Here is a 16064-nt window from a genome sequence, read left to right as displayed (position 1 = left end):
CTCCTCAGCTCAGCAACACGATGCCGCCGGGAAGTGCTTTGGCCTTCACACCAAAGGCTTGCTCGAGTTGCAGGAGAACCTCGTCGGTGCGGTCGATATGGAAGCGGCCGTTGACCAGACGGGCGTTCAGTTCGGCATTGACGATGAAGATCCGGCCCGATCGGTACCGGTTCACCTCCTCCACCACCTTGGGCAGCGGCGTGTAACGGAAGATCAGCAAGCCCTCTTGCCAGGCTGCCTCGACCGCCGGATCGATCGCGACGATATCGCCGAGGCGCCGCTCGTCATAGGCGACCTGCTGCTTCTCACGAACGACGCGGGCATTTCCCTGATGCTCGACGCGAACCTCGCCTCCCAGGCAGGTGACGCGCACCTCGGCGCCGAGGTAGCGCACGTCGAACGAGGCTTGCGTTGCCACCGTCTGACCGCTGGACGCAATCACGGTCACAGGTTTGGCCAGTCGCGGACTGGTCGCGATCGATGCCTGTCCGGTGATCAACTCGATCCGGCTGCTGTCGCCATGGTCCGGCCGCAACGCGATGCTGGTTCGCGTATCCAGGTTGATCGACACGCTGTCGTTCAGCGCAAGCTTGCGCTGCTCTCCCGTCCCTGTCCGATAGTCCGCCGCAAGCTCGGACCATGACGGCCAGAGTTCGAGCGGCGGGTGCAGCGCCACCGCTCCTGCGGCCACCGCTGCGGTCGCAAGTCCGCCGCGAAGCACCAGCCTGCGGGTCATCACGCGCCGGGCCTCGCCATCGAGCAATGCGTCGACCGATGCAGGATCATAGCGGAGGTTATCACTGGCGTTGCCGACAGTTTCCCAAACCTTGCTGGCCTTGGCAAAGGCGATCGCATGGGCCGCGCTCTGCCGGCGCCATAGCTGGAATGCGTCGGCGTCCTCGACCGTCGCGTCGCCGGACGTCAAGCGCCTCACCCAGGCATGTGCTTCCTGCTCCAATGCGCCAAGCGCCATCGTCGATTTGCCGCCTTTGCCCGTCATGCGGACATGCCTCGCAGCGCGCCCGGTCGGCGGCTGTCGCCGCCGGGTCGTCCGCTTGTCCATTTGACGTTCGCCATGGCCATGAACCGCACAATTATTTTCCGAGCTTCAGCGCGCATTGTTCCTGGGCGATGCGAAGCTCCTTCTCAACCAGGCGCAACGAGACCCCAAGCCGGCTGGCAATTTCCCGCTGCGGCATGCCTTGAAGGCGCGCCGCCAGCAGGATGACCCGGCGGCGCGGCGTCAGTTCCGCGATCGCCTTCTGCAGCGCCTCGATCTCGAAGCGGGCTTCCGCAATCTGGCCCGGCCCCGGCGCATCGTCCACGATATGAAGCAGATCCTGGACCTCGTTGCGCGCCAGGCGGCGTTTCTCGGCGCGCTGCCGGTCGATCGCGACATTGAACGCCATGCGGAACAGATACGCGGCCGGGCTTTGCACCGACCCGGCCACTTCGGCCTGCCCGAGACGGAGATAAGTGTCCTGCAACGCATCGCCGGCGAGCTCCGCCGATCCCAGGCGGCGGCTCAGCCGCAGCTTGAGATCATCGTAGCGGGCGGCCAGAAAGTTGCGCAGCATGATGCGGGTTGCGTCGCTCATCGCATCCAGCTCATTTCGCCGCGCCGCTGGTACGGATCGCGTCGATCCCGGCGCAATCCTGCGTCTGGTCCGACGGGCGCGCCGCGACAACCATCGTCAGGGGTTGCGCGATGCCCGGCGGCGGCGCCTCCTTGATTTTCAACCCGCGCAGCGTCGTCTCGATCGTGCCATCGACGCGCGCATCGCCGGTCTTGCCCAGCAGCCTGGCCTGCTCAACGGTTCCCGTTGGCGCGATCCAGAACTGGACGGCGATCCGATAGCGGCCCGGTCGCAGCAGCGTGTCCTTGCAGAACGCGTCGCGGACGCGTTCCTGCACCACGGCATAGTAGCGGTCACGAACCGCCGGATCGGCCTTTCGCGCGTCGATCTCTGGCGTCGCGCGCTGCCCGGCCGCCGGCGACGAGGGCACGATCACCACCGCATTCTCCGACGTCAGACGGCCGACAAGCCCGGTGCCATCGAGCAGGATCTGCAAGGCTTCGGACGGCGCGAAGACGCCCCGCACCTCGCCCGAGCGCCGGCCGGTCGCGAGCCGTGCGTCATAGAGCACCTCGCGCTTCGAGGTGGCGCCGTAGCTCTCCAACGCGGAGGTCAGGGGTTGCGACGGAATATCGAACGTCATCGGCGGCGCGGCAGCGGCCGCGCCCTGTTGTCCCGCCGCGACATCGGCGCCGGCGCCCAGCATGCAAAGACAGATCAAAACGCGTAGTCGACGAGCGTCTGAGGGGCGCCCTGCCAAGCCCCTCGAAAGATATCCAATACTCATCGCATCCGCGTCGATTGTTTCCCGGGCGGGTCACTGTGTCCAATCTGCAACGTTAACGCCGAAGTGTGACAACGGTGCGTAAGCCGCTGTGCGGGGGTCCGACCCGCACTGGAACGGCAGCCCGCTCTACTTCTTCAGCTCGGCATAGAGCTGCATCACCCGCTGCGGCAGCACGTCGATGCGCGGCACGCGAAGCGCGTGGCGCGCGCCGAAGATGCGATCGAGCTGGGCAAATCGCCCCTCGCCGATGCCGAAGGCGAACAGATCGGTGCCGCGCCGGCGCAACTGCTGAGCGGCACGGCGCGCGTCCTCGACCAGATATTGCGGGTCCGGGACATCGACGTCGGACGGCTCGCCATCGGTGAGGACGAGCAGCACCTTGCGGAACGCACGGCGTCCCGCGAGATAGCCCCCCGCATGCCGCAACGCTGCACCGAGCCGGGTGGAATGGCTACTGCCGAGACTGGCGAGCCGCGACCGAATGATGGCATCCATCGGCTCGTCAAAGCCCTTGATGCGCAGATAGCCGACGCGCTCGCGGCCGTCGGAGCTGAAACCGTGCACCGCGATCGCATCATTGGCGGCGTCGACCGCCGCCGCCATGATTGCGGCGGCCTTGCGCTCGACATCGAGAACCGAGCGGCCACGGTGGTCGCGGTCGGCGGTCGATTGCGACAGGTCGAGCAGCAGCAGGATGGCGAGATCGCGCGGCCCCGGCGCATCGCGCTGGTAGACCCTGGGTTCGCTGATACTGCCGGCGCGCCGCTCGATCGTCAGCGCAATCGCCGCGTCGATATCGAGCGCCTCGCCGTCGCGCTGGCCCTTGTGCCTGATTCGCCGTCCGATCGACGCATCGCGCGTCAGTCGCGTGATCCAGCGAACGGTCTCGGCGTCGGTCGGCGGATCGAAGGATTTGGCGGAGGCGACGGCATCGGTCTCCAGAATGGTGGTCCAGTCGGCCCGCTCGGCCCGCGCGGCATAATCCCATTCCGGATAGGTCGCGACCGGAAATCCATCGAGCAACGTGACCGCGCTGGGCTTCGCACGCAGCGTCTCGTCCGGCCGGGCATTGTCGTCGGTGGAGCGTCCATCCGCGTCATCACGCCGTTCGATCCGGACGGAATCGACCGCGAGTTCGATGGTCTCGGTCGGGCTGTCCGGTTGATCGCCAAAATCCCACAGCGCCAGATTGTCGTCGCGATAGGCCGGTTCAACCACATAGCTCCTGGCATTGAACTGCAACCGCATCTGCCCGATGTCATTGCCGAGCAGGCCGCCGATCTCGCGGCTGATCGCCGGATCGGTCCACCGGTCCGCGGCAGCGGCAAACAGCTGTCGTCCCTTGCTCACCCACGCATCCGGATCGTGATAGTCCGGATCGATCAGCGCCCGCGCCAGCCGCATCATCAGCCCGGCCGCCGTCGCCTGTTCGGACGGCACAGCGCTGTGAAATGGCAGCCAAAGCCGGCGCAGCCCGGGCATGTCGCCGAGTGCCAGCGTCTCGACCCGGGCATCCTCGATCAGCGACACCAGCGCGATTTGCAGCGCCTTCAATCGCCCGACCGAAAAGCGGACAGTGGAATGCGCAAGATGCGCGCCGGCATGCGCCACCGCCGCGAGATAGATGGCATCCGCCCCCTCGCCCGCGAAGCCGGGAAAGGTCTCCGGGAGGCCGATGAAGCCGGCGGAGAGCGAGGTGCGCCGCGGGACCGGTGTCGGTGCAATGGCAAGCTTGCGGAAACGCGGCTTTCTGTTCCACAGCGCGAGCATGGTCGCTGCGAGGCGCTTCTCCAGCCGGGCAAAATCATCGCTGGTCCGGCCGACCGCGAACAGCCGCACCGAGAGCTGATCGTCGAGTGCGAAATAGCCGCGGCGGCGCGATGCGCGGCCGCCACTCGCGCGCAAGCCGGCCGAAACCCAGGCGGCAAAGTCCGCGGCGCCGGCATGCGCCAGCAGTTGCTCCAGCCGGCCGATCGCAAGACCCACCGATTCCGGACCCGCCTCTGCGAGCTCGCCAAGCGCGGCAAGAACGGCGGCGAGGTCTCCGGCATCCGCGAGCCGCGGCAGCACCTTGGACATCTCGGCGAGTAGCGCATGGGCAACGCGGCTCCCCGCGCTGCGGCCGATACCACCGGCGGCGCGGCCGATCGCGATCAGATCGTCGGTCGACCGCGTTGCCGGCCATTGCTCGGACTGACGCAGAAAGCCCAGCAGCACGGCGTGGCCGAGATTGGCCTCGAACAGATGGAGCACGGCCTCGTCCCAGGCCGGGAGGTGATCGGGCTGGCCTGTTCGGCGCAACGCGGCTCGCGCGGTCTGCACGGCCGCGCCGAGCTCATCGTGGCCGCGCAGCAGCGCCGCAAGCCGCCGCTCGGATCGGAAGCTATCGAGCGAACTGATTTGCGCGACCGCCACCTTGCGAGCTTCCATTCACGCGCAGGCCGAAATCACGTCGCGCAACGTGTTCCTGGTGTCCGCATCGTCCGTCAAGGGCACGACGATCGTGGTCTCGCACGCCTTCTCGAGGCTGATGCCGCAGCCGACCAGGCGGCCGGCATTCACCAGCATCCGGGTCGAGGCGCCTTCGTCGAGACCTTGGCCCTTCAGATTGCGGCTGTGCTGTGCGATCTTCACCAGGAGGTCGGCGAGATCACGCTCGATGCCCGCCTCGCGCGCCACCACCTCGGTTTCCGCCGAACGGTCGGGGTAGCCGAAGTCGAGCGCCGCGAAACGCTGCTTGGTGGATTCCTTGAGGTCCTTGATCGCGCTCTGGTAGCCCGGATTGTAGGAGATCACGAGCTGAAAGTCGGAATGGGCGTGGATCAGCTCGCCGCGCTTCTCCAGCGGCAGCACGCGCCGATCGTCGGTCAATGGATGGATCACGACCGTGGTGTCCTGACGTGCCTCGACGATCTCGTCGAGATAGCAGATCGCGCCAAGGCGCACGGCCGTGGTCAGCGGACCGTCGCTCCACACCGTCCCCTCCGCATCGAGCAGCCAGCGGCCGACCAGATCCGCCGCCGTCATGTCCTCATGACAGGCGACCGTGATCAGCGGGCGGCCGAGCCGCCACGCCATATACTCGATGAAGCGGGTCTTGCCGCAGCCAGTGGGGCCTTTCAGCATCACCGGCATGCGGCTCGCATAGGCCGCACCGAACAGTTCGACCTCGTCCTTGAGCGGCCGGTAATACGGCTCCTCGCGGATGCGGTACTGGTCAAGCAGCAAAGCGGGATTGGACAAGCTCACGCCTCCCATGATCGCGCAGGCAGCCGTTCGCAACCGGACATCACGATGCGAGCAGTTCCTTGAGCTTGGTGTCGATGAAGCCGACATCGACCGGATTGGTCCCCGGCCCGCCCGCGAAGTGGCCCCAGATCGACGGCACCGGCACGAACTTGGCGTTCGGCATGTTCGCCACCTCGTTCTCGCTGTCTTCAGGCGGGAAGTAGAGATCGGTCTGCCCCGGCATGACATAGGCCTTGGCCTTGATCGCCCTCAGCGCGGCCTTGAAGTCGCCGTTGTAGACCTCGTTGGCGCTGATATCGCCGTTCTGCCAGGTCCACAGCATCGCGAGCAGATTGTTCGGATCCTTGGGCAGGAAGAAGCCCTCCCAGAACGCGACCAGGAAATCCTCCAGCGACGAATAGCCCATCGTCTTGATGTCGAGCTGCTCGCGATAGAACGCCTGCGAGAAGCCCCAGCCGGCATAGACCCGCGCGGCGGCGCGCAGGCCGCGGGCGGGCTTGTCGGTGTACCAGCCCTCCTTCCACGCGGCGTCCGCCGTGAGCGCGGCCTTGACGCCTTCGAGGAACACGTAGTTGTGCCGGGAGCACTTCGCCGAGCCGCAGAACGGCGCCAGCAGATCCATCATGTCGGGATAGAGCGCGCCCCAATGGAACGTCTGCAACGCCCCCATCGACCAGCCGACCACCAGGCGAATGTGCTTGATACCGAACTTCTCGGTCACCAGCCGGTGCTGGGCACGCACATTGTCGTAGGCCGTCACCTGCGGAAAGCGCGGTCCGTTATAGGGTTCCGGCGTGTTGCTCGGCGACGACGACAGGCCGTTGCCCAGCATGTTCGGAATGATGATGAAGTATTTCGCGGGGTCGAGCGCCATGCCCGGCCCGATCAGCCATTCATTGTCATAGTGCTGGCCCGAGTACCAGGTCGGATAGACGATCACATTGTCCTTGGCCGCATTGAGCTGGCCAAACGTCTTGTAGGCAAGCTTGCAGTCGCGAATGGTCGCGCCGCGCTGCAAGGCCAAATTGCCGAGATCATAGATCTGATAGTCGACGCTCATTGATGTATCCTTCTTGCTTGATTGAGCTGATCGCTTACGCGGGCCGCGCCACCTTTTCGGTCGAAGAGTCCACCCGCGCGATCGCGCCGTACACGATGCCGGCGACCAGCGCGGCTGAGATCGCAGTGGACAACCCCGGCATCAGGTTTTCAACCGCAAAAGCGCACAGCGACCCGATGCCCCAGGCAATGAAGGGCTTGGCACGCCAGTCGACATCCGCACGCGCCTCGGTGCGCAGCAGATACTGATCGACCAGGATGATCGCGCCGATCGGCGGCACCAGGATGCCGAGCAGCGACAGCCACTGGATGAAGAACGCCCAGACGTTGCCTGCCGCCACGACGATGCCGATGACGCCGAGGATCACGGCCATCAGCCGCATATTGGTACCGAGGATACGGGACCAGCCGGTGGCCGCATTGTAAAGACAATGTGAGCACACCGAGCCGAGATTGGTGTAGAGAAAGATGAACGCGAGGATGCTGAGCCAGGTCAGCTGCTTGCCGTTCATGAAGCCGAACATGTTGTCGACGCCGAACGGATTGGCGTTCGGCACCGCGAGCGCAGCCGTCATCACGCCGCCGACCAGCATCGCCACCAGATTGGCGAACGGAAACGCGCTGAACGTGGCGAACAGCGATGCTCTGGGGCTGGGCGCCCAGCGGTTGAAGTCAGCGGTCACGGTGCCAGCATCGATGAACAGCGCCAGCACCACCGTGAGGCCGACGCCCATCGACATGCTGGCCACACCATTGTTGCCGGCATAGCTGAAGATCGCCGCCGACGTCGTGGTCGACGCCGCGTCGGCCGCGACCCAGAGGCCGAGCACGACGAACAGCGGCACCGACGCCAGCCCGATATAGTGCAATCCCTTCACCCCGACGAAAGTGATCCCGATATAGAGCACGCCGGCGACGATGGTCATCGCCACGTAGTTGAGACCGTAGGTCGAGGAAATCAAGGCGCCGGTGATGCCGGTCTGCACCGCATACCAGCCGAGCAGCAGTGTCGACAGCAGGCCCGACGCCAGCACATAACCCTTCTTGCCGAACACGATGCTGGCGATCAGGGCGAAGTTCATGCCCTTCCGCGTGCCGATCAGGCCAAGCGCGCCGACATACGCAAACATGATCAGATTGCCGATGATCATCGCCACCAGCGCATTCTTGAATCCCATGCCCAGCACCAGCAGCGATCCGGTCATCGCGCCGGTGATGATCATCGGAAAGCCCAGCCACACCATGGTAACCGAGAACGCGCTGCGCCGGGCGCTGATCGGCACCGGCTCGTGCTCAAACTCGTGGCCGAGAAGGTCGTCGATTTGCCCCTCGGCATGATGAACGACACCGCTATTGGCTTCGCTGCTCATGGCAACCCCCGTTTCCCCTTGCAACAGTTTTCGGTACCGTGCCGGCGCGCGTGATCGCGCCGGCACGGCTCGATCTCTCAAATCAACGGTGTGCGACCTTCTGGTTGGGAATGCCCTCGATCGGACATTCGTCGGTTCCGACGGACGGACGGGTCATGGCTTCGACCATTTCCCGCGTGCCTTCGGGATCCGTGATCCAGTTCTTGTAGAACGTGTACGGGCACACCGCGTGGCCGCGGTCGCCTTCGCCGGAGTTGATCAGACCGGTATAGCCGCGGTGCATCAGCTTGAAGAGATGGTTCTGCGACTGCATGTTGCGGCGGGCGTCGCGGATCAGGGAAACCGAGAGCTGGGCGTACTGGATGCCGTTCTCCTCGGTGCCGCACTCGCCGAGCGTCCGGCCGTCGAAGCCGATCAGCGCCGAATGGCCGAAGTAGGAATAGACGCCGTCGAAGCCGGAGGCATTGGCGACCGCGACGTAGCAATTGTTGGCCCAGGCCATCGATTTCGAGATCTGGATCTGCTGCTCCTTCGCCGGATACATGTAGCCCTGACAGCGCACGATCAGCTCGGCGCCGCGCATCGCGCAGTCACGCCAGATCTCCGGATAGTTGCCGTCGTCGCAGATGATCAGGCTGATCTTCAGCCCCTTCGGCCCTTCCGAGACATAGGTGCAATCGCCGGGGTACCAGCCCTCGATCGGCACCCAGGGCATGATCTTGCGATACTTCTGCACGATCTCGCCCTTGTCGTTCATCAGGATCAAGGTGTTGTACGGCGCCTTGTTGGGATGCTCCTCGTGACGTTCGCCGGTCAGCGAGAACACGCCCCAGACCTTGGCCTTGCGGCAGGCGTCGGCGAAGATGCGGGTCTCCTCGCCCGGCACCGACGAGGCCGTCTCGTACATCTCCTTGGAGTCGTACATGATGCCGTGGGTCGAGTATTCCGGGAAGATCACGAGGTCCATGCCCGGCAGGCCGAGTTTCATGCCCTCGACCATCTTGGCGATGTTGCGCGCGTTCTCCAGCACCTCGGCCTTGGTGTGCAGGCGCGGCATCTTGTAGTTGACCACGGCAACGCCGACCGTGTCCTTGCTGCTCGATATGTCTCCATGCAACATGTCTCGACTCCCTTTCTTGAACAATAAGTCCCGCTACACGGCCATGTGCAGCTGGATGAGATCATCGGTGAGCTCACCGATCGCGCCCTTGGCGACGACGCGTCCCTTTTCGAGCAGCGCGAAGCGGTGAGACGCACGCCGCGCGAACGCGACATTCTGCTCGACCAGCACGACCGTGATGCCGCGCTCGCGGTTGAGGCGCGTGATCACGTCCTCGATCTGCTCGACGATGTTCGGCTGGATGCCTTCGGTCGGCTCATCCAGCAGGATGACCTTGGGCTGGGCCAGCAGCGCCCGCGCGATCGCAAGTTGCTGCTGCTGGCCGCCGGAGAGATTGCCGCCATAGCGGTTGAGAAAGTCCTTGAGCACCGGAAACAGCTCGAGCACCCATTCCTCGATGCCGTTGGCCGATTTGGCGGCGAAGGTGCCGAGCGTCAGGTTCTCCCGTACGGTGAATTTCGGCAGGATGCCGCGGCCCTGCGGCACGTAGGCGATGCCGGCCTTGGCGCGTTGATAGGTTCGCAGCGGCGAGATGTCGGCGCCATCGAGCGACAGCCGCCCGGTGACCCGGTCCATCAGGCCGAGGATGCTGCGCATCAGCGTGGTCTTGCCGACCCCGTTGCGGCCGAGCACCGAGAGGAATTCGCCGTTGCCGACCATCAGGTTGATGCCCTGCAAGGCGCGGCTGTTGCCGTAGAAGGCGTCGACGTCGGTCAGCTCAAGCATGGCTGATACCTCCCGATCCGAGATAGGCGCGGCGGACTTCCGGATGCGCCTCGACTTCCGCCGCGGTGCCTTCCGCCAGCATCTGGCCCATATGCATCACCGAGATGATGTCGCCGATCGCCTTGACGAAGCCCATGTCGTGCTCGACCACGATCAGCGTGTGCTTGCCCTTGAGCCGCGCGAACAATTCGGCGGTCTTGCGGGTCTCCTGCGCGGTCATGCCGGCAGTCGGCTCGTCCATCAGGATCAGCTCGGCGTCCTGGGCGACCAGCATGCCGATCTCCAGCCACTGGGTCTGGCCGTGCGACAGATAAGCGGCCGGCCGGTCGAGCTGTTCGGTGAGCCCGACCAGTTCGGCCAGGCGTTCGACGTCCTCGCGTCCGGCATTGCCGATATTCCAGCGCAGATTGCCGAGCACGGAGGTGCGGCGCGCCCGCGCCACTTCCAGGTTCTCGCTCGCCGAAAGCTCGCGGAACACGCTCGGCACCTGGAACTTGCGGCCGACCCCGGCGCGGGCGATCTCGTACTCCTCGAGATCCTGGAGCGCAGTGCCGTCAAAATTGACGGTGCCGCTGCTCGGCTTGACCTTGCCGCAGATGATGTCGAGCGCCGTGGTCTTGCCGGCGCCATTCGGCCCGATCAGGCAGCGCAGTTCGCCCTTGCGCACGCTCATGTTGAGCGCGTTGAGCGCCTTGAAGCCGTTGAAGGAGACCGAGACGTCGCGCAGATCGAGATGCGAGCTCATAGGCTGCCCTCCGTCTGGCCGACGCCTTGCGCAACGCGACCACTGGCAGCCTGGCGACGCTGCACGATCCAGCGCAGGATGACTTGCGCCAGGCCAGCGAGCCCTTTCGGCAGGAAAAGCACGACCAGCACGAACAGCGCGCCCATCACCAGCGTCCAGGTTTCGAGGAACGCCGCGGATTCGGACAGCGCACCCTGCATGCCCGCCACCAGCACGGCGCCGAGGAACGCCCCGACCAGGCTCTGCCGGCCGCCGACGGCGCACCACACCACGACCGAGAGCGACAGCTGCACGCCGAGGAAGGTCGGCGACGCAAACTCCATCACGACCGTGTAGAGCATGCCCGCAAGGCCCGCGATCGCCGCCGACAGCGCGAACACGAAGATCTGGTAGAGCGCGACGTCGTAGCCGAAGTAGCGCACCCGGCTCTCATGGTCACGGATCGCCTGCACGATCAGACCGGCCTTGGACTTCGTGAAGGCAAAGGCGACCAGCAGGCTGAGCAGCACGCAACAGGCGACGAGATAATAAGTGGCGCGGCCATAGGCGTCGAAGGCGACGCCGAAGATCTCGAGCTGGGCCAGATCGGTGATGCCGTTGAAGCCGCCGGTGTAACTCTGCTGGTCGATGATCACGAGATTGATCACCACCATGGTGGCGAGCGTGATGATCGAGACATAGACGCCGGTGACACGCCCGCGGAACATGAACCAGCCGAGCGCCGCCGCGACCAGCGCCGGCACGATCAGGCCCGCGGCGATGGCAAAGGACAGCGAGCGGAACGGCTCCCAGAACCACGGCAGATGCGCGACATTGTTCCAGACCATGAAATCCGGCAGACCACTTGCTCCGGTGTGCACAGGAACGGTCTTGAGCTTCAGCGCCATCGCCATGGCGTAGGAGCCGAGCCCGAAGCTCATCGCCTGGCCGAGATTGAGGATGCCGCCGAAGCCCCAGGACAGCCCCAGCGATATCGTGAGGATGCCGAGCACCAGATAGCGCGCGACCTTGTTGAGCAGGAAGTCGTTGTTGAGCAGCACAGGGAGCGCAAACACCATGGCGCAGACGACGAGTATCGGAGCAAGCTGCCCGATGAGGCGCTGCAATCCGCTGGAAGTAGAAGCATTCGACGGCATGAATCGGCGATCTGTCTCAGGCCCGCACGCGTGCGGTGAAAAGCCCTTCGGGGCGGAAACGGATGAGGACGACGATGGCGAGCAACACGATCGCCTTGGCCACCGTGTCGTTTTGCAGGAAGGCGATGCCGCCGGAGAGCTCGCCGAGGATGAAGGCGCTCGCCACGGTGCCGGCGAGGCTCTGCACGCCGCCGAGCACGACCACCATGAAGGCATCGACCACATAGCCGGTGCCCATGTCCGGCGAGACGCTCTTGAGCGGCGACACCAGTGCACCGGCGAGTCCTGCAAGGCCCGCACCGTAGGCAAAAGTCAGCGCGTAGACCCGCTTGGCGTTGATGCCGAACGAGGCCGCGACCGAGCGGTCCTGGATGATGGCGCGCAGCTTCATCCCGACCGGCGTCCGGTTCATCAGCAGCCAGGTCGCACCGAACAGCGCGATCGACACCACGAACAGGAACACCCGGTACGACGAGACCGAGATGCCGAACACGTCCATGCTGTCGGACAATGCCGGCGGCAGCTGCACGTAGCGCAGCTCGCTGCCGACCGAGAGCCGAACCGCCTGTTGCAGCATGATGCCGACGCCCCAGGTCGCGAGGATCGTATCCAGTGGCCGGTTGTTGAGCAGGCCCAGGACATAACGTTCGATGATCCAGCCGAACGCGGCGACCACGAGGAAGATCGGAACCAGGCTCGCCAGCAGGCCGAGCCCGAGATAGGTATGGAACACCCAGGAAGCATAGGCGCCGAGCATCACGAACTCGCCATGGGCGAGATTGATGATGCCCATCGAGCCGTAGATGATCGATAGCCCCAGCGCGACCAGCAGCAGGATCGACCCGATGCTGAGTCCCGTGACGATTTGTTCGATGAATTGGTCCACGTCGGGATCCGCTCTTCCGTGTTCGTTTGATGCACCCTGCCGCTCGCACGCATCTGCGCGAGAGTCGGCATTGCAGGAAGCTGGCCGCCGGCGCCGCACGCCGACGGCCTTCGTCAGCCCCCGTCGTCAGCTCTTCTCGACCAGGCCCTTCTCGGTGCAGGACTGCCCGGGATAGGCCGCGTAAGGCACCGGCTTCAGCCAATCCTTGGCTTCGACCAGGATCTCGAACTGGCCGTTCGACTTCGCCTGGGCGATCTTGGGCCACAGCCAGGTATGCAGGTTCTCCGGCTCGATCTGAACCTTGCCCTGCGGCGCGATCATGCTCTGACCCTTGACCGCGTCGCGGATGTTCGGCGGCGTGAGGTCGCTGGTCGCGAGCTTCTCTACCGCCTGCTTGAACAGATAGGTCTGGAAGTAGCAGGCCTCCGACACGAAATGCGTCACCTTGTCGGCGCCCCAGCGCTTCTTGTAGGCCTCGACGAATTTCTCGTTCTCCGGCGATTTGTGCACCATGAAGTACGGCGCCGAGGTGAAGTGACCGGCGGCCGCCTCGCCGCCCATCGCCGCGACCTCGTTCTCGGAGGTCGTCAGGCTCGCCATCGGCATCTTCTCGGGATCGAGGCCGGCAGCCTTGTACTGACGGTGCAGCGCGACCACGGAATCGCCGACCACTGTCGAGAAGATCACGTTCGGCTGGGTCGAGCGGATCTTGTTGATGACGGACGAGAATTCGGAATGGCCGAGCGGCACATATTCTTCCGCCACGACCTCGCCGCCGAGTTTCTCGAGCAGCTTCTTGCAGTAGTTGTTCTCTTCCTTCGGATAGATGTAGTTGGATCCGATCAGGTAGAACTTCTTGCCGAACTTCTTGACCAGCCAGGGCACGAACTCATCCTGCTGCTGATTCGGCACCGCGCCGGTGTAGATCACGTTCTTCGAGCACTCGCGGCCTTCGTAGAGCGTCGGATACCAATAGAGATTGTTCTGCCGCTCGAACACCGGAAGCACAGCCTTGCGGCTCGCCGAAGTGTAGGAGCCGAATACGCTGACGCATTTGTCGCCGACGACGAGCTTGCGTGCCTTCTCCGAGAAGGTGGCCGGATCGGAGGCGGGATCCTCGACGATCGGAACGATCTTGCTGCCCTTGATGCCGCCGGCGGCGTTGATTTCCTCGATCGCGAGCAGCGTTGCCTTGTTCAGCGATTCCTCGATGATCGCGGTCGTTCCGGTCAGCGAGAACAGCACGCCCACCTTGATCTCGCCGCCCGCGGCGTAAGCGAGGTCTGCGTTCTTGACCCAGATATGCGGCAGTCCGGCGCCGGCAAATGCGCCAAGCGCCGCGGTATTCCTCAGCAACGTCCGCCGTGAAATGCTCATCCTTAAGCTCCCTTCAGGACTGAAAAAACAAAAAGCCCTCCCGATGCGCGCTGACGCGAGCATTGGGAGGGCTTTGTTGCCGGTTGTGTCGAAGGCGGCTGTGTCGCCGCCGGCCCCGCTATTGGGGCTTACTGTTGATGATCGTAGCCAAGCAGTTCGAACGAGTCAACAATCGCCGCGGCGACTGCGCTTGCCGACACGCGACGATCCATCGCCTGTCGCCTGATGAAACCATAGGCTTCGGTTTCCGGCATCTGACGCGTCGCCATCAGGATCGCCTTGGCACGTTCCACCGTGCGCATCGAGCGCAGATTGTCGTCGAGCTTCTCGATCTTGCTGCGCAGCCGCCGTTCATAGCCGAACTGGCTGCGCGCCAGCACGAGGCTCGACAGCACCGCATTCGGCGTGAACGGCCGCGGCAGAACCGCATTGGGCGTCGCATGACACAGCGCGTCGGCCTGAACCGCTTCCGTCGCCGGCAGGATCACGACCAGCGCCGAACGCGCGTCGCCGGGAATCCACGGCAGCCGCCGTGCCAGATCCGAAGAATATTCGCAGTACACCACGTCGGCGTCGGCAGGCACGCTCTCCGGCATCGGCCAGACCTGCCGCACCCGCATCCTGAATCGTTGCAATTCGCGCATCAGCATGCCGATCTGATCGTCGACCGGCGCGACCACGACCGCCGACAGATCGGCGAGCTCTTGAACCATGGTCTTGCGCCCGCCGACTTCTCGGCTCGGCGACGGCTTACGCGACATTTCGTTCATTGGACGCTTCCTGTTTGCGTTGCCCGACCATATCCGATCAGGAACGGATCCGCATGCACCGCTTCCTTCGACTGGCTGACGACGTCGAACTGTCCCTTGCGGTTGGCCCGCCCGATCCGGGTCCACAGGTCGGTATGGCCCGACATCGGGTTGACGGTGACCGCACCTTGCGGTGCATCAAAACTGGTGCCGAACACCATGGAACGCAGCACCTCGGTGTCGAGCGAATTGACCTGCTCAAGCGCCTTCGCAAACAGATGCAGTTGGAAATAGGATGACTCGGCGCACATGTTGGTCGAGATATCGGCGCCGAACCGCTTCTTGAAGCGCTGCACGAACGCGTTGTTGGCGCTGCCTTCGACGCCCTGGAAGTAGGATGCAGCGGTCACGTGCCCCTCGCCGACGTCGAAGCCCATGGCGGCGATTTCGGCTTCCGTGGTGGTCAGGCTGGCGATCGGCGTCTGCTTTGGATCGAGCCCGACATTGGCATAGGCCTGATAGAGGAACACGGTGCCCTCGCCCACCACGGTCGAGAAGATCACGTCGGGCCGGACACGCTTGATGTCCTGGATGATCGGGACGAAGTCCTGCCAGCGCGCATAGACGTTGACGTAACGCTCGCCGACGACCGAGCCGCCATTGCTCTTGAGCAGCTCCCGCATCACCCGGTTGGACTCGCGCGGATAGATGTAGTCCGAACCCACGAAATAGAACCGTGTTCCGAACGTATCCATCAGATAGCGGCACAGCGCGAGGCTGTTTTGATTCGGCGAGGCGCCTGTGTAGATGACGTTCGGCGACGCCTCGAACCCCTCGTAAAGCGTCGGGTACCAAAGCAGGCCGTTCAGCCGTTCGACGACTGGCAGCACCGCCTTGCGGCTCGACGAGGTGTAGCAGCCGAACATAGTCGTAACCTGATCCTCCACCATCAACCGTTTGGCGTAGTGGCCATAGGCGGCCGAATCCGAACCAGGGTCATAGGCGACGGGAACCAGCTCGCGGCCGCACACCCCGCCGGCCTCGTTAACCTCCTCGATCGCAAGTTGCGTGCCCTGATATTGGGTTTCCTCGATCACCGACATGAAGCCGGTTCGCGAGAACAGCACGCCGATCCGCCACGGAGCGGATGTTGTTTGGGTAAGGTTCGACATGATCAGGCCCTCGACAGAATAGGAGGGACGAGAGGGATTATTGTTCTTGTTGCTCTCGAACAGCATTGCCGGGAGCGGAAGATTGCATGTCATCTGCCGCGAGACAAGGAC

General features: G+C 64.3%; 15 protein-coding genes. All 15 read right to left on the bottom strand.

Translation table 11 applies throughout. The annotated features are described in order from the left end of the window. Window positions 1-4: 4 nt before the first annotated feature. The 15 genes from B2W55_RS27255 to B2W55_RS27185 all read right to left on the bottom strand — a co-directional run bounded on the left by B2W55_RS27255 (window position 5) and on the right by B2W55_RS27185 (window position 15953). The gene (locus tag B2W55_RS27255) at window positions 5-1000 is read right to left on the bottom strand and encodes a FecR family protein (protein WP_024579765.1); all 996 of its coding nucleotides are present in this window, start codon (window positions 998-1000) and stop codon (window positions 5-7) included. Between the two features lie 94 nt (window positions 1001-1094). After that, window positions 1095-1598 (bottom strand): RNA polymerase sigma factor, encoded by a 504-nt coding sequence (locus B2W55_RS27250; protein ID WP_024579764.1) that lies wholly within the window; start codon window positions 1596-1598, stop codon window positions 1095-1097. Window positions 1599-1608: 10 nt separating this feature from the next. Then, on the bottom strand, window positions 1609-2283 hold the full coding sequence (locus B2W55_RS27245; RefSeq protein WP_024579763.1) for an STN domain-containing protein: 675 nt from the start codon (window positions 2281-2283) through the stop codon (window positions 1609-1611). 207 nt (window positions 2284-2490) lie between these two features. Further along, the gene (locus B2W55_RS27240; RefSeq protein ID WP_160306726.1) at window positions 2491-4779 is read right to left on the bottom strand and encodes a nitric oxide reductase activation protein NorD; all 2289 of its coding nucleotides are present in this window, start codon (window positions 4777-4779) and stop codon (window positions 2491-2493) included. Between the two features lie 15 nt (window positions 4780-4794). Beyond that, window positions 4795-5607 (bottom strand): CbbQ/NirQ/NorQ/GpvN family protein, encoded by an 813-nt coding sequence (locus B2W55_RS27235; RefSeq protein WP_024579761.1) that lies wholly within the window; start codon window positions 5605-5607, stop codon window positions 4795-4797. Between the two features lie 46 nt (window positions 5608-5653). After that, window positions 5654-6673 carry an alpha/beta fold hydrolase gene (locus B2W55_RS27230; RefSeq protein WP_024579760.1) on the bottom strand — a complete coding sequence of 340 codons (1020 nt, stop codon included), beginning with the start codon at window positions 6671-6673 and terminating at the stop codon, window positions 5654-5656. A 34-nt stretch (window positions 6674-6707) separates the two neighbouring features. After that, window positions 6708-8042 (bottom strand): purine-cytosine permease family protein, encoded by a 1335-nt coding sequence (locus tag B2W55_RS27225; RefSeq protein ID WP_024579759.1) that lies wholly within the window; start codon window positions 8040-8042, stop codon window positions 6708-6710. A gap of 82 nt (window positions 8043-8124) precedes the next feature. Continuing rightward, window positions 8125-9162 (bottom strand): aliphatic amidase, encoded by a 1038-nt coding sequence (locus B2W55_RS27220; RefSeq protein ID WP_024579758.1) that lies wholly within the window; start codon window positions 9160-9162, stop codon window positions 8125-8127. A 33-nt stretch (window positions 9163-9195) separates the two neighbouring features. Further along, a complete protein-coding gene (gene urtE, locus B2W55_RS27215) occupies window positions 9196-9888 on the bottom strand; it encodes an urea ABC transporter ATP-binding subunit UrtE (protein ID WP_024579757.1) in 693 nt (230 codons plus the stop codon). Beyond that, on the bottom strand, window positions 9881-10633 hold the full coding sequence (urtD, locus tag B2W55_RS27210; protein WP_024579756.1) for an urea ABC transporter ATP-binding protein UrtD: 753 nt from the start codon (window positions 10631-10633) through the stop codon (window positions 9881-9883). Before urtD ends, urtE begins: the two co-directional genes overlap by 8 nt. Then, complete coding sequence (urtC, locus tag B2W55_RS27205; protein WP_244442145.1) at window positions 10630-11691, bottom strand: urea ABC transporter permease subunit UrtC; 1062 nt, start codon at window positions 11689-11691, stop codon at window positions 10630-10632. Before urtC ends, urtD begins: the two co-directional genes overlap by 4 nt. A gap of 94 nt (window positions 11692-11785) precedes the next feature. Further along, window positions 11786-12655, bottom strand: a complete 870-nt coding sequence (gene urtB, locus B2W55_RS27200) for an urea ABC transporter permease subunit UrtB (protein WP_024579754.1) — start codon at window positions 12653-12655, stop codon at window positions 11786-11788. A gap of 126 nt (window positions 12656-12781) precedes the next feature. Beyond that, window positions 12782-14032, bottom strand: a complete 1251-nt coding sequence (locus B2W55_RS27195; protein WP_024579753.1) for a transporter substrate-binding domain-containing protein — start codon at window positions 14030-14032, stop codon at window positions 12782-12784. 128 nt (window positions 14033-14160) lie between these two features. Further along, complete coding sequence (locus tag B2W55_RS27190) at window positions 14161-14802, bottom strand: ANTAR domain-containing response regulator (protein ID WP_024579752.1); 642 nt, start codon at window positions 14800-14802, stop codon at window positions 14161-14163. Next, window positions 14799-15953: a transporter substrate-binding domain-containing protein gene (locus tag B2W55_RS27185; RefSeq protein ID WP_024579751.1), complete on the bottom strand. Its 1155-nt coding sequence runs from the start codon at window positions 15951-15953 to the stop codon at window positions 14799-14801. The genes B2W55_RS27190 and B2W55_RS27185 overlap by 4 nt, the downstream gene beginning before the upstream one ends. Between the last annotated feature and the right edge of the window lie 111 nt (window positions 15954-16064).

The sequence above is a fragment of the Bradyrhizobium sp. UBA2491 genome, assembly GCF_002341725.1.
Taxonomy (GTDB): domain Bacteria; phylum Pseudomonadota; class Alphaproteobacteria; order Rhizobiales; family Xanthobacteraceae; genus Bradyrhizobium.
Note: the sequence above shows the minus strand (reverse complement) of the source record. Positions and strands in the feature narration are given on the sequence as shown.

Coding starts and splice junctions, on each gene's coding strand:
- B2W55_RS27220 (WP_024579758.1), bottom strand. CDS start 9,162: ATGTTGCATGGAGACATATCGAGCAGCAAGGACACGGTCGGCGTTGCC.
- urtC (WP_244442145.1), bottom strand. CDS start 11,691: ATGGTGTTTGCGCTCCCTGTGCTGCTCAACAACGACTTCCTGCTCAAC.
- B2W55_RS27190 (WP_024579752.1), bottom strand. CDS start 14,802: ATGAACGAAATGTCGCGTAAGCCGTCGCCGAGCCGAGAAGTCGGCGGG.
- urtE (WP_024579757.1), bottom strand. CDS start 9,888: ATGCTTGAGCTGACCGACGTCGACGCCTTCTACGGCAACAGCCGCGCC.
- B2W55_RS27195 (WP_024579753.1), bottom strand. CDS start 14,032: ATGAGCATTTCACGGCGGACGTTGCTGAGGAATACCGCGGCGCTTGGC.
- B2W55_RS27255 (WP_024579765.1), bottom strand. CDS start 1,000: ATGACGGGCAAAGGCGGCAAATCGACGATGGCGCTTGGCGCATTGGAG.
- B2W55_RS27185 (WP_024579751.1), bottom strand. CDS start 15,953: ATGTCGAACCTTACCCAAACAACATCCGCTCCGTGGCGGATCGGCGTG.
- urtD (WP_024579756.1), bottom strand. CDS start 10,633: ATGAGCTCGCATCTCGATCTGCGCGACGTCTCGGTCTCCTTCAACGGC.
- B2W55_RS27225 (WP_024579759.1), bottom strand. CDS start 8,042: ATGAGCAGCGAAGCCAATAGCGGTGTCGTTCATCATGCCGAGGGGCAA.
- B2W55_RS27250 (WP_024579764.1), bottom strand. CDS start 1,598: ATGAGCGACGCAACCCGCATCATGCTGCGCAACTTTCTGGCCGCCCGC.
- B2W55_RS27245 (WP_024579763.1), bottom strand. CDS start 2,283: ATGCTGGGCGCCGGCGCCGATGTCGCGGCGGGACAACAGGGCGCGGCC.
- B2W55_RS27230 (WP_024579760.1), bottom strand. CDS start 6,673: ATGAGCGTCGACTATCAGATCTATGATCTCGGCAATTTGGCCTTGCAG.